At 41.9% G+C, this 13,262-nt stretch carries 13 protein-coding genes; 3 read left to right on the forward strand and 10 right to left on the reverse strand.

Annotation, left to right across the window (positions count from 1 at the left end; translation table 11 throughout):
• Window positions 1–23 precede the first annotated feature (23 nt).
• Complete coding sequence (locus tag BWD47_RS00890; RefSeq protein WP_074988567.1) at window positions 24–1,046, forward strand: kelch repeat-containing protein; 1,023 nt, start codon at window positions 24–26, stop codon at window positions 1,044–1,046.
• Window positions 1,043–1,762, forward strand: coding sequence for a Sir2 family NAD-dependent protein deacetylase (locus BWD47_RS00895; RefSeq protein WP_074988568.1), 720 nt, complete (start codon window positions 1,043–1,045; stop codon window positions 1,760–1,762). Before BWD47_RS00890 ends, BWD47_RS00895 begins: the two co-directional genes overlap by 4 nt.
• A gap of 40 nt (window positions 1,763–1,802) precedes the next feature.
• Here the strand turns inward: BWD47_RS00895 and BWD47_RS00900 are convergent, their stop codons facing one another.
• From BWD47_RS00900 to BWD47_RS00930, 7 genes are all read right to left on the reverse strand, one after another.
• Window positions 1,803–3,398, reverse strand: coding sequence for a carboxylesterase/lipase family protein (locus BWD47_RS00900; RefSeq protein WP_083422861.1), 1,596 nt, complete (start codon window positions 3,396–3,398; stop codon window positions 1,803–1,805).
• A 179-nt stretch (window positions 3,399–3,577) separates the two neighbouring features.
• Window positions 3,578–4,573, reverse strand: coding sequence for a DUF4382 domain-containing protein (locus BWD47_RS00905; protein ID WP_074988705.1), 996 nt, complete (start codon window positions 4,571–4,573; stop codon window positions 3,578–3,580).
• 281 nt (window positions 4,574–4,854) lie between these two features.
• Window positions 4,855–5,370 (reverse strand): GNAT family N-acetyltransferase, encoded by a 516-nt coding sequence (locus BWD47_RS00910; RefSeq protein ID WP_036972348.1) that lies wholly within the window; start codon window positions 5,368–5,370, stop codon window positions 4,855–4,857.
• 4 nt (window positions 5,371–5,374) lie between these two features.
• Window positions 5,375–6,718 (reverse strand): N-succinylarginine dihydrolase, encoded by a 1,344-nt coding sequence (astB, locus tag BWD47_RS00915; protein WP_036972347.1) that lies wholly within the window; start codon window positions 6,716–6,718, stop codon window positions 5,375–5,377.
• Between the two features lie 50 nt (window positions 6,719–6,768).
• Window positions 6,769–6,999: a helix-turn-helix domain-containing protein gene (locus tag BWD47_RS00920; RefSeq protein WP_036972346.1), complete on the reverse strand. Its 231-nt coding sequence runs from the start codon at window positions 6,997–6,999 to the stop codon at window positions 6,769–6,771.
• Window positions 7,000–7,400: 401 nt separating this feature from the next.
• A complete protein-coding gene (locus BWD47_RS00925) occupies window positions 7,401–8,411 on the reverse strand; it encodes a zinc-binding alcohol dehydrogenase family protein (RefSeq protein ID WP_036972344.1) in 1,011 nt (336 codons plus the stop codon).
• Window positions 8,412–8,504: 93 nt separating this feature from the next.
• Window positions 8,505–8,936, reverse strand: a complete 432-nt coding sequence (locus BWD47_RS00930; protein WP_036972343.1) for a MarR family winged helix-turn-helix transcriptional regulator — start codon at window positions 8,934–8,936, stop codon at window positions 8,505–8,507.
• A gap of 121 nt (window positions 8,937–9,057) precedes the next feature.
• On the opposite strand from BWD47_RS00930, the gene BWD47_RS00935 reads away from it, so the two are divergent.
• Window positions 9,058–9,486, forward strand: coding sequence for an organic hydroperoxide resistance protein (locus BWD47_RS00935; RefSeq protein ID WP_036972342.1), 429 nt, complete (start codon window positions 9,058–9,060; stop codon window positions 9,484–9,486).
• A gap of 38 nt (window positions 9,487–9,524) precedes the next feature.
• On the opposite strand, the gene BWD47_RS00940 is transcribed toward BWD47_RS00935, so the two are convergent.
• The 3 genes from BWD47_RS00940 to BWD47_RS00945 all read right to left on the reverse strand — a co-directional run bounded on the left by BWD47_RS00940 (window position 9,525) and on the right by BWD47_RS00945 (window position 13,239).
• Complete coding sequence (locus tag BWD47_RS00940; protein ID WP_305954737.1) at window positions 9,525–11,078, reverse strand: alkyl/aryl-sulfatase; 1,554 nt, start codon at window positions 11,076–11,078, stop codon at window positions 9,525–9,527.
• Entirely contained in the window at window positions 11,079–11,453 is a 375-nt protein-coding gene (locus tag BWD47_RS20180; protein ID WP_218158189.1) for a hypothetical protein, read from the reverse strand.
• Between the two features lie 67 nt (window positions 11,454–11,520).
• The gene (locus BWD47_RS00945; protein ID WP_065978936.1) at window positions 11,521–13,239 is read right to left on the reverse strand and encodes a GMC family oxidoreductase; all 1,719 of its coding nucleotides are present in this window, start codon (window positions 13,237–13,239) and stop codon (window positions 11,521–11,523) included.
• Between the last annotated feature and the right edge of the window lie 23 nt (window positions 13,240–13,262).

Here is a 13,262-nt window from a genome sequence, read left to right on the forward strand (position 1 = left end):
GTTTTTAGTCGTTTATTCATCTTATGAGCCTGCTATTTTCTATTGCACTTGCAACAATTCCAGCCTTACCAGAACCGGTAGCCAATAATGCGGTTGCTAAAGTAGTTATTCATGAACAAGCTTACTTTTTAAGTTTTATGGGACTAGGTAAGGGTAAAGCACATCATGATATTCACAATAAAGTATGGGTACTCAAAGTTGGTGATGATTCTTGGCACGCAGCTAAAGAGGTACCGAGCACTCAACCTTTAACGGGTCGTTTAGCAAGTACCGCGGTAGGAGTTGGTGAACACGCTTATGTGTTTGGTGGCTATACAGTAAGCCATGATCATCAAGAGGTATCGACCCCAGATGTGTATCGTTATGATGTGATTACTAATTCATACACCCCACTTACCAGCATGCCAGTGCCGGTAGATGACAGTGTCGCTTTGGCATATAAACAACGTTATATTTATTTAGTCAGTGGTTGGCATAACGATGGTAACGTAAACTTAGTGCAAGTTTACGATATTAAAACGGATACATGGCAACAGGCTTCACCATTTTTAGGGAAACCGGTGTTTGGTCAAGCGGCTGCCATTAGCGGCAATACTATGTTGGTTTGTGATGGCGTAGAAACCAAAGCGAATGCTGATAAACGTCGCTCGTTTGCTGCGGTTCCACAGTGCCTAAAAGGAACCATTGATGCTAATAACCCCTTAAAAATTGATTGGCGAACGATTCCTCATCCCACTGGCGTGGCACATTATCGCATGGCAGCAACCAGCTTTAATGGCGATATATATATGATGGGTGGTTCAGCGAATCCCTATAATTACAATGGCATGGGTTACGATGGTAAACCAGCCCCTGCAAGCGATCATGTGTGGCGTTTTGATGTCGACAGCAATGATTGGCACGCGATGCCAAAGGCAAATACCGCCAGTATGGATCACCGCGGATTATTAGAACATCAAGGCAGTTTGTATCGCATTGGGGGCATGAACAATAACCAGCAAGTAACACCCGATGCGCTTGGCTACAAGGTACAGTTATCATTATGAATACACTCTATATCACAGGCGCAGGGGTGAGTGCCGCAAGCGGGATCCCAACTTTTCGTGGCGAAGATGGATTTTGGACCATTGGCAGCAAAAACTACACGCCGATGGAAATGGCAACACGTGCGATGTATCAAAACAACCCACGCGAATTTTTAGCGTGGTATTACCATCGCTTTGCAACGTACCGACATCATGGTCCGAACGAAGTTCATCATTGGTTGAGCGATAAAAACCTTATAACACAAAACATTGATGGCCTTGATGGAAAGGCGGGTAACACCGATTACATTGCGATTCACGGTCGTTTAGATCAAATGACGGTCTTTCACAATCAAGGTGATGAAGTGATGGCCTTCAACGCTCCATGGGATAAAGTAAACGAAGATAACTTACACCATTCATTACTTGAGGTGTTCAACATTAGTAATGAAAGTCCTATTGTTAATCAATCGTTTAAGCCGTATGTGTTGTTATTCGATGAGTATTACACCGAACTTTATCGTATTTCTGAGGCGCAGCAACGTATGCTCGATGCTAATAAAATTGTATTTATAGGCACCTCGTTTAGTGTCAATATTACGCAAATGGCACTTAATATTGCACGAAGTCAGGGAACGCCTATCGAAGTGGTAGACCCAGAACCCACGCATGTGTTTCATCCTAATGTGACCTACAAAAAAATGACGGCACTTGAGTACGTACAGCAGCAAGGTTAAAAGCTAACGAGGCGCTTATATTACGCGCCTCGTCTATTGATTATTGTTGTTCTGCTTTTGCTTCGGTGATGTTTAACCGAGCTTGTAATGGGTCAGGTAAAAACTCTGCGGTACCTGTTTTATTCATTTGCAGTAAAAATGGCTCATCATGTTTAAACGCAGACCACTTCGGGAGTCCCGGGCCATTTGGCGTGCCTAATTTAATAAAGTTAGTAACATAACGGTGCATAATTTTAGCCGCTTGCTTGTCTTGTTCGGTGGTAACATGACCGTATTTTGCTTGCACCGTATTAAAGAAATACGGAATCTCGCTGGCATGCTCAGCGCCTGGTTTATCTAAAGTTTGCGCCACATAGCCAAAGCGGTACAAATAAGCCTGCTTGCCCATATCTGAAATGCGTTTAGCAACAAATCGAGCAGGTTCTTGCATTTGTGCATCTTGACCAATCTGATAATTAAGCATGGGCAGTGGAGTGTCGCCATTGGCGTCGTATGTCATTCTTGCTTGTGTGCTGTGCCCAGCAAAGCTGTCGAATAAAGCGTCTTTTGAAGCAAATCCTGCAAACCCTAAATCCCTGTCTGTAGTGCCAACCATGGCTGGTATGTGGCTAAATGTCCCTTTTCTTAAACGCGTTTCGGTTGATGCACTAATAATGGTGCCATCAATAATGGGGCCTCCAACATAGTTTGGTACGTCGGTATTTTGTTGGTGTAGCGTGCTTAAGTTGAGGTCATCGATAATATCTTCGGCAGGTAACTCACGAAGTGCAGCCAGCGCGTTTTCATCGCTGCCTAAAATTGTATGCTGCTTAGCAAAGTTTTCACCGATTTGTTCTGCGCTTAACACCGTGTCGTCATTACTGTGTAAAGGCCGTTGTTTAAATAGGTCTCGGCCACCAGCAGACATAATAACTGCTTGCTGAAATAAATTATTAGCAGCCGGCGTTTGCATCATCGCATGCACTGATGCACCACCTGCAGATTCACCCATTAATGTCACCTTTGATGCATCGCCACCAAATTGAGCGATATTTTTTTTCACCCATTCAAGCGCTGCAATTTGGTCCATTAATGCGTAGTTACCCAGTGCATCATTTTCAAATCGTGTGAGGGCAGGGTGCGCAAAAAAGCCGAATCGACCTAAACGATAATTAAAGCTGACAAAAATAACACCTTGTTTTGCAAAGCTTTCGCCAGAGTATACTGCTGGTGAAGCCCCACCGTTTACAAAGCCGCCACCATGGATCCAAACTACAACAGGGTAAAGGCTATCACTGTGTTTGGCGGGTTTAAACACATTCAAATACAAACAGTCTTCTGATGGCGTGGTTGCTAATGGTGCAGCATCGCCAGCAAATGGTTTTTGCATGCAATCGGGGGCATAATTTTCCAATACCTTGACACCTTGCCATTTAGTAACCGGTTGAGGGGCTCGCCAGCGTAAGTTTCCCACAGGGGGCGCTGCATAGGGAATGCCTTTATAGGCAATAACTCGCCCTTGCTGTTGTCCTTGAATAAGGCCGCCACTTACTGCTACATGGTCGGATTGTGGTTGGTCTTGGCAGCCTTGTAGAAACAGGGCTGAGCCTAACATAAGAGAGGAATAGAAAATCGATTTTAAAATACGCGATGTCATAACATAGCCCAGACTGTTTTGGTTAGGCTTATAATATTAACATATTCAAATAGCCACAACGAGAAAACCAGCACAGCAACAAGGGAAAGACTATGCTGGTTTAGTCTTTGGCTGTTTCATATGATAAAGAATAGAAAAGCCCGCGCAAAGCGGGCTTTTAAGTGGGGTATTAACCTTTATTACTCAGGTAATGTGAATGACACTGTTAGGTCTTCACCCGATGTAACGGTAACAGGTTTAATTTGATGAAGCGTAAATGCTTGGTCTTCTGCCTCTGCATCATCAATGTGTGCAGCGCATGTGTAAGCAAGTTGGTAATCACCAGGTTGAATGAATGCAAGTTCGAACTCGTATTGATTATCTTCACTATCAAAAACCACATTAGCCGTTGCGAGTGGTGCATCAGCCGGTGTTTCGTTCTCATTTACTTCGTAGTTGTCCATTGGCGTTTCTACGTCACTGCTGTATAGGTAAACCGCGTGGCCAAACGAGCCATCTTCAGCAGCAATAGCAATATTATCGGTTTCGCAGTTAGCAATTAATACGTCGCTTACTGTGCCTTCAATATCTTGCGATTCAGCCAAGTTCTCTAAACGAACACCACGAGGCTTAAGCACAATTTCAGAACTATTTTGCGGGTCAACTAATGATTTTTTAAGGTCAAATTCAATAACAAATTCGTTACCAGCTTGATTAAGTGTGAAGCCATCAAGTTGAATTTCACCCACACCGTCGTTGCCTTTACGTTTAACGATTAATGGTTCAATGCTGTCATCTTCATACACAACATGTGATGTCATTGTTAAGTCGTTTGTATCACCATTGATAACATCAGCACGGATCCACTGATACTCGCCTGCAGGCACTTCTTCATCTTCTAAAAGAGCGAAAACATCGTCGCCTGTGTAGTCAAGTAAGTTGACCATTTCAGGTTTTGTTTCATCATCGTCTTCACGCGTTTCAAAAGTGAATTCTTCACCGCCTTGCGTTCTCAGTGTGATTGAATCAAATACGACATTGACAGCTTTTAAGCCTGTTACTGGCGCATCAGATACACCAAGAGTGAATTTAGCCATTTGCGGCTGGGCTATGTTGTCATTTTTGTCGTTGTCTGAGCCACAACCAACGAGAGCAAGTAAGATAGCGCTGCTAAGCATTGTTGACTTAAAGTTCATGATTCATTCCTTTAGTGTGTTATGTGTATGCTAGGAAGTATAAGTAACAAAAACTTAATAGAACTTGAATTGTTATTAACTCGTTGCGTTTATCAAAAAAGCAGGATGAAATATGCAGCTATCTTACATATACAGTATATTAATTTAACAACTTATAATGGCTTTTCTGCTTTCGCTAAACTCATAGTGTGCGTATTTTTTACTATTATTGAAAAAAAGTGAATGTTCTCACCCAGGATAACAATGAAAAATTATGTCATTAGCGATTGAATTCGGCCCCATCAACGAGAGCCGATTTGCTTATAGAAATACACTGTTGCATCAAACGTACCCGCGGAACTTTTTGCAAAACCTGGGATTGAGCCCGCTTCAATGTAGTTAAGCTTACGATATAGAGTGGATGCGATATCCCCCATACGGGTATCAAGTACTAATAAACTAATCCCCATTGCGTTAGCATCGGTTTCTAGGGTGTTCATTAATTGTTTTGCAATGCCTTGGCCTTGATAGTCGGTGTGCACCATCAGTTTTTCTACTTCACCTCGGTGCATTCCGTTTGCTTTTGAACACAAAGATAATTGAACAGAGCCAATCACTTGCTCATCCTCCATAGCTAAATAAAGGCGTCGATATGGCGTGGCTAAGTCAGTATTAACGCCCTGCCAATAGTCATGAGCTGCGTGTAATGATAACGGTGCAATAAACCCGATGGATGCACCACTTTCTACACTATTAATGAGCAGGGTATTTAACGAACTGGCGACCCCTTTTATTGAATGTACTGCTTTAATTTTCATGACGTTATTGTTGTTGAAATGGATAAACAGAGCCTAAATTAAGTAATGAGGTAAGCTCATCAAGTGCCTGATAGCTCTCAGTTAAAAGCTGAGGATCAGCAAAGTCATTGCTCGTTAATGAATCGCGATAATGTGTGTTAGCCCAATTGACTAGTTGGTCATATTTGTCGTGACTAAAGCGCACGGCAGGGTTTACCGCGTTAAGCTCGTTGGCGTTTAATGCAACACGCAAGCGTAAGCACGCAGGGCCTCCGCCATTTTGCATGCTCTGCCGTAAATCAAAAAAACGGACATGTTGTATCGGGTTATCCGACAAAATTAATTCTTGAATATATTGATGCACAGCTAAGTTACGTTGGCATTCTTGTGGAGCGACTAACAGCATGCTGCCATCGGCAAGTGTAATAAGTTGGCTATTAAATAAGTAGCTGCTTACAGCATCGGTAATACTTACTTTTTGGGTCGGTACTTCAATAATATGCAGGGTTTTTTCACCGGTATAGGCTTTTTTTATTTCATCTAAGGCATGCGCTTGGTTTAAAAAAGCTTGCTCATGGCACAGTAAAACATTGCCATTTGCGACTGCAATAACATCGTTATGAAACACACCTTGGTCAATCACAACAGGGTTTTGTTGAATAAATAGCTGGCTGTGGGGTTTTAATTGGTGTAAACGAGCAACAGCCTGTGATGCCTCGAGTGTTTGCCGTGCAGGAAATTTACTTGGTTTGGGGAGTGCATTATTAAAGCTACTCGCACCAAATACAAATACCTCTAACCCCGTATCTGCATGGCTATCGCATAAACGATTATGATTGGCAGCACCTTCATCACCGAAAAAACCTTGGTCAGGCAAGTGACAGTGATGGCTAAAATAGTGGTCGTTGTTAAACATGGCTTTCAACAACGCTGTTGTCGTTGTCGGTTCTAATGAGCGGTGAAATTTGTTGTTTAAGTTTGCAGCTGTAAAATGCACTTTGCCATCAAGCGTATCAGCAGAGGGAGACACGGTTGCTGCGTTTGCAGTCCACATAGCAGACGCACTGTAACAGGCTCGCAATAAAATGGGATCGGCTTTAAATGCTTTTTCAATAATTTGCCTGTCGCTGCCAGTAAATCCCAAACGTTTTAATACGTTGATATCAGGACGAGCATGGGGTGCAAAAATACCTTGTTCTAAGCCGAGCTCATGCATTGCCTTCATTTTTTCTAACCCTTGCAATACGGCTTCTCTAGGGTTTGAATGTGATGAGGCATGACTTAATGAGGCAACATTGCCATACGATAATCCCGCGTAATTGTGTGTTGGCCCCACTAAGCCATCAAAGTTTACTTCTACTGCGTGCATACTCATTCCAATTTGTTAAATGCGTGTTTTTAAACCATACAGACTTTTTTTTAAACGAAGCGAGCCAACTCCATTTCAACATTACGAAGGTGTTGTTTAAGCCGTTTTTGTGTCGCAATTAAATAAGCTTTTTGCTTATTTAATTTTGCGTGCTGTTGCCTTACAGCGTTATAAAGCGTTCTTTTGGGAATGTCATACTGTTCAGCGGCTTCGGTAATTGTAAGATGATGAACAGATACCTTTTGCAGTGCTTCTATAAATTCAGGATCGTTATTTAACATAGCGACGCTCCCTATCTGCAGTGGTATGAGGATCGTTCGGTTCATGCACATGCCATGTGCTAATATCTAAACGCCAAAGTAAGTAAAGAGTGTGATAAAAGTTAGTCACGTTCGTCTCCTTTTAGGTGCAAGTTCCTTTTTCACTATTGGAAGAACTGTGCCACTCTTTATTTTTATTTTAAATTATTTAAAATCAGTGACTTATCTTTTGTGGGAATATTTGTAGCAATCTCTAAGCACTAAAATAGTGAAGCAAGTCTTAAAAACTGCACTTTTATGATGCGGTGGGTTTTATTATGGCAGTGCGTTATGAATATCGACAAAATAAAAAATGAGAAGAACATAATTAGCGCTAACTCGTTAGCGCTAATTAATGGCTATGTTAACGAAAGCTGGTAACGCTAAAATCCTTCAAGCACTAACTTACCGCGTGCTTGATGCGATTCTAAAATAGCATGGGCTTTGAGTATGTTCTCGACATTTATTTTTCCTAAATGCTCACCCAAGGTGGTTTTAATGATGCCTTTATCAACAAGCTCTGAAAGTGTTGTTAGTAGTTGGTGTTGAGCAATCATATCGTCGGTTTGAAACATTGAGCGGGTATACATAAACTCCCAATGAAGCGAAATACTTTTGCGCTTAAGCTTTAAAATATCGAAGCTTGCGGGGTCATCAATCAGTGCTAATTTACCCTGTGGTTTAATTACCTCGACAATACTATCAAGGTGCTTATCGGTATGCGTTAAACTGATTACATAATCAAATTCATCAAGTTCTGCATCAATACGTTGTTGATTGAGATCTTGGCTGTGATCTAGCACATAATCTACGCCTAAGTCGGTTAGCCATTGTACACTTTGCTGACGTGCCGCTGTGCCAACAACCGTTAAGTTTGTTAGCTGTTTAGCCAGTTGCACTAAAATTGAGCCAACCCCACCCGCTGCGCCAATTACCAATACTGAGGCGGGTTTGCTGTCTTTTGATTGCGTAATTTGCAGACGGTCAAATAACAATTCCCATGCTGTAATACTGGTTAGAGGGAGGGCGGCGGCTTCTGCATTGGTTAAGCTTGCGGGTGCTTTACCAACAATGCGTTCGTCAACTAGTTGCAACTGCGCATTACTGCCTTGGCGAGTTAAATCGCCAGCATAATAGACTCGGTCGCCAACGTTAAATAATGACACGTTTTCACCAACGGCTTTTACTGTGCCTACTGCATCCCAGCCAATGACTTTATAGCCGCTTTGGGGAGAAACGTTTGCGCGGATTTTAGTGTCAACAGGGTTGACTGAAATAGCCTCAACAGCAACTAAAATATCGCTGCCCGTTGCAACCGGATCTGGTAATTCAATTGCTTGTAAGGAATGTTCACCAAGCGTTGGGGTGGCTTTGCTATAACCAAATGCTTTCATAATCGTGTCCGTTTTAGTGGGTTTTACCCACTATAACGCATTTAAATCTATTAAAAAGCGGTGTAATCGAAATTCACTTTCAAATAATTTTTGTTAATCAAGATCGCTATTTACCAAATCGAGAAGCTGAATAAGTTGCAAAGCCTGTTGCTCATTGATGCTAGGAAAGCGACAACGAATTTGTTCAGGAATACTGGCAGCGTCATCTTGTAAGGCCTTACCCTTGGCTTCGAGTTGGACTAGGCGTTTACGTTTATCTTGGCTGTCTTGGTAAATACTCAATAACGACTTTTCGCTCATCTTTTTTAAAATTTGCGTCATAGCACCGCCATCAATGGCTGTTTTTTCGAGTAATTCAGCTATGCTGATCTTGTCTTTTTCCCATAATGCCATCATCACGACGTACTGTGGGTAGGTCAAATTTAACTGGTTGAGTGAATCACGGTACGCGCGAGCAATGCTATTCGATGCCATATATAAGCGATGGCAAAGTTGGTTATCGAGTTTTAATTGCGGGTACTTCATAGTGGATTCCTTATGATCAGTGAGTGTATTTTAATTTGCATACAAAATATTTGCAATATTCAAAAAGCTGTTCTAATATATTTTGCATGCAAAATATATTCACTCACAAAGGAGAGTAATCATGAAAGAACTACAAAGCGTTGCCTATACTGCAAAAGCCACAGCAACAGGTGGCCGTGAAGGTACTGCAAAATCAGATGACGGTCGTTTAGATGTCGCATTATCAACACCTAAAGGGTTAGGTGGTGATGACGGTCAAGGCACAAACCCAGAGCAATTATTCGCAGCGGGCTATGCTGCATGCTTTATTGGTGCACTAAAATTAGTGGCAGGCCAAGCTAAAGTTAAACTACCGAGTGATACACATATCAACTCTGAAGTATCAATTGGTCCAATCGAGGGCGGGTTTGGTATTGCTGTTAAATTGGCGGTGTCAGTGGGCGATTTAGACAAAGAAACTGCGCAAACATTAGTCAATAAAGCACACGAAGTGTGCCCTTACTCAAATGCAACGCGCGGCAATATTGCTGTTGAATTATCAGTGATTTAGTATGCTGATAGGTGGGCTTAAATAGCCCACCTCCTTCGTTAAGGCTTTACTATTTCAAACCAATAGTCAAAGTTGTCAATTAAGCTAATTAATAAGGCAAATTTTTGGATATCACCTTTGAAACTGGCTTTATTGCTTTCAAGTAAGCGCTTAAAGTCGACCTGTTTCATTAAAAGTAAATCTAAATCTGCACGATTAAGCGTTAGCGTTAAATCAGCATGCTCACTTTGTGTGTTTGCTAAGTTGTTTAAGTGGGCGTTGTTTAACTCAATAACGAACTGTTCTTGGGTATCGGGCAGCTGAATATTGATAATAAACTGATGTTGAGCCGCTTTTTCGGCATTTAATCTCACACCTAAATAGTCAAAGACGAGTTCAGTACTCATTGCTTTGATGATGTCTGGCCCAATTTCTGTTTTATTTACACTGCTTGGCATGCCATTTCTAAGCTCATAAGCTGCAGATAAGTATGCATTTCTCCAACCTGCATTTTCAGCTTGGTAGCCTAATTGCTCTAATGTGTCAGCTTGTAATGCAATGGCTGCTTGATTCTCAGGTTCCGCATAAACTAAGTGATTTAGCAGTTCTGCTACCCATCTATATTCACCATTATTAAATGCCGTTTGTGCCTCGTTTAGCATTGCCTTGCTACCGCCTGCGAGTTTTACGTATCGTTTTGCAGAATCGGCAGGGCTGAGTTTATTAAGTGTGGCAGGGTTCATATCAAAAAAGCCAAGATACTTATTAATAATGCCTCTTACGTTGTGGCTAACAGAGCCATGATAGCCGCGGTTAAACCATTCGTTCGATAAACTTTCCGGTACTGTAAATTGGGTATGGATTTCGTTTATCGTAACCCCTTGATTGGCTAAATTGAGAGCCTGATCATGCATGTATCCGTACATATCACGTTGTTTTTCAAGGTAATGAACAATATTCTTATTACCCCATCGAGGCCAATGGTGTGAAGCAATTAGTATGTCGGCTTGCTGAGCAAACTGTTGTAAAGTTTGGTTTATTTTTTTGCTCCATTGTGATTCATCCCTCGTTTCTGCCCCACGAATTGTATAAATGTTGTGCATACCTGCGACCGTGTTTTCGGCCATCCATAAAGTTTTAAATTGAGGAAACCAAGTATTCATTTCTGAAGGCGATTCGGTGTGCGGTGTGTTTTTCATTACCATTTCAATGCCGTCGACAACAATGGTTTCTTGAGGCTGTTCAATAATACGGGTAGGCGCGATTAAGCTAACATAGCCAAACGCAATCCCTTTACCTAGCGCACTATCAACTGTAGATAGTTCATTTTTACCAATAATACTTCCATATTGATACCCAGCGCGACGCTGCATTGCGTTGCCAGCCAAAACAGACTCTTTTACAACGTGTTCCATAAAGTGCGCGGGGGCAATTACCTGAACGTCGTTATTATCGACTTGTTGTTGACTAATAATGCCTTTTACCCCGCCAAAGTGATCGGCATGTGCATGGCTGTAAACAATGGCTTTAATGGGTCTATCACCTAGGTGCTTTGTTATTAAATCGTGTGCTGCTTTGGCTGTTTCAGGAACGGTAAGGGGATCAAATATAATCTATCCGGTATCGCCTTTGACATAAGTGACATTCGCTAAATCAAAGCCTCTTACCTGATATATATGCTCAGAAACTTTAAAAAGCCCGTAATTTAGATTAAGTAAAGCCTGGCGATGAAGGCTTGGGTTTATGGAGGGGATAAAGTCGTGTTCTTTTAAAAAATCAAATTGATTGAAGTCCCAAATAACTTCACCATTTGCATTTAATATGTGCTTATTTTGGGGTTTAGCAATGAGTCCTTTACTGGCAAGTGCAAAGTCAGTTTTATCATTAAAAGGGAGTGTTTGTAACAACTGTTGGTTTTTTTGAACGGTGAATTTACTTGCAGGTTTACTCGTTAGGTCACTTTCTGCTTGTGTGTAATGAGTACACATTACACACGCTAATAGGCTGAGATTTATTTATTTTGTTATCATTTTTGTGTCCTTGGTGTTGTTCTTTTTATACATTTTTTATTTGTGCCAATAAATCCCCCGAGCCTGTGAGTGATGATGTTTGACCGGCTAAAGGTTCGCTAAACGAAATGGGCTTGATTGTTTTTGCGCGTTGCTCATCAAAAACAGGTATTTGGCTCATCGCAAACTCAGAGAGGGCAGTAATGGTTAAAGAAGGGTTAACGCCTAAGTTACCCGGAATAATTGAACCGTCGATAACGCGTAGGTTTTTGTAACCGAAAACTTCACCAGAGGTGTCGACCACGCCTGTTTGCGCATCGGCACCCATAGCTACGCCGCTCATGATATGTGCCGTCATGGGGGCTCCAAATAACACTTCGGTTAATGCTGAGCCGGGTACGCCGCCCAATTTCTCCGCATAGCGTTTGGTGGCTTCTTCTGCTTTTGGAAATGAGACTGTCAGTGGGGTATCTTCGGCTTTTTGTACTGCGGTGATACCCTTTTTAAATAATCGATACCATTTTCGACGCCACTCAAGGTGGATAAAAGCTTCTGATTTTTGCATCACTAAGAACAAAATAGAGCTGCGAGCTTTTCCCTTCGGTCTGAGTACTTTGGCGGTTTTAATTGGATGGCGTACTGTGTTTAGTAAAAATTTTGCAATACGTTTAACTCCTGTGCCTGTCACCATTGGCACGTAAGGCAAATAGAGCCAGGTACCATCTGAGCCTTCTCGAAAACGACAAATCTCAATATTGGTGTCTTTATCTACAGAAATAAATGAACTGATTGCAACGCCGTCATCCACTTTTTTAGTTGTATTGTTTGCGGTTGTGAGCGTTTCTGAGTTAGTGCGAATTTGTTGCCCAAGCCATCGCGAAATATGGGGAAGTGTTTTATCTTGGTCGCGCATTTTCAATAGCAACGGTACTGTGCCCATTACGCCTGCACTTAGCACTACTCCGCGGGTTTTTAGGGTGTAGATATGGCTGTTTTTATGGCTCGTATCTTTTATTTTAATTTTATAGCCTGCACTGCCATCGTCATTAAGAGGCGTGATTTTAATGACTTCGGAGCTAGGTCTAATTTCAACCCCGTTTCGCTGTGCAAAAAAGAGGTAGTTTTTCATTAGCGTATTTTTGGCATTGTTACGACAGCCAATCATACAACTGCCACAGTAGTTGCAGGTGTGACGACGTGGGCCATCGCCATTAAAGTAAGGATCGGGTACTTCTTTATTGTACGCTTCACCGGGCTTGGCAAATAGCACTCCCGTATTGACGGTTTTAAATGAGCTGCCTTGGCCCATTTCTTCTGCCACATGTTTGAGTGTGTCATCGGCGACATTGGTGTAGGTGTTTTTGGCACTGCCGAGCATACGCTGAGCAAGCCCATAATAGGGCATTAAGCTTTCTTTCCAGTCTGGCTTTATGCGTGTCCATGCGGGAGATTGAAATACTTCGTCATCCGGTATTAAATGCACATTAGCATAAATTTGCGAACCTCCCCCGACACCCACACCGTGTAACACAGTGACTTTATTGGTAAACGAAAATTGAATACAGCCTTTTAAACCAATTTCGGGTTGCCACATGTAGTTTTTAATATCTAAATTGGTTTTTGGGAATGCTTTATCATCTCGGCGTAGGCCTTTTTCGAGTACTAAAACCCGATTGCCTTTTTCACTTAAACGCAAGGCACTCACGGAGCCACCAAAGCCTGAACCAATAACTATTTGGTCAAAATCAAAATTATCTTGCTGCATTGTTGTCACCTGTTGGGGTTTAT

The organism is Pseudoalteromonas sp. PAB 2.2 (genome assembly GCF_001938575.1).
Taxonomy (GTDB): Bacteria; Pseudomonadota; Gammaproteobacteria; order Enterobacterales; family Alteromonadaceae; genus Pseudoalteromonas; species Pseudoalteromonas lipolytica.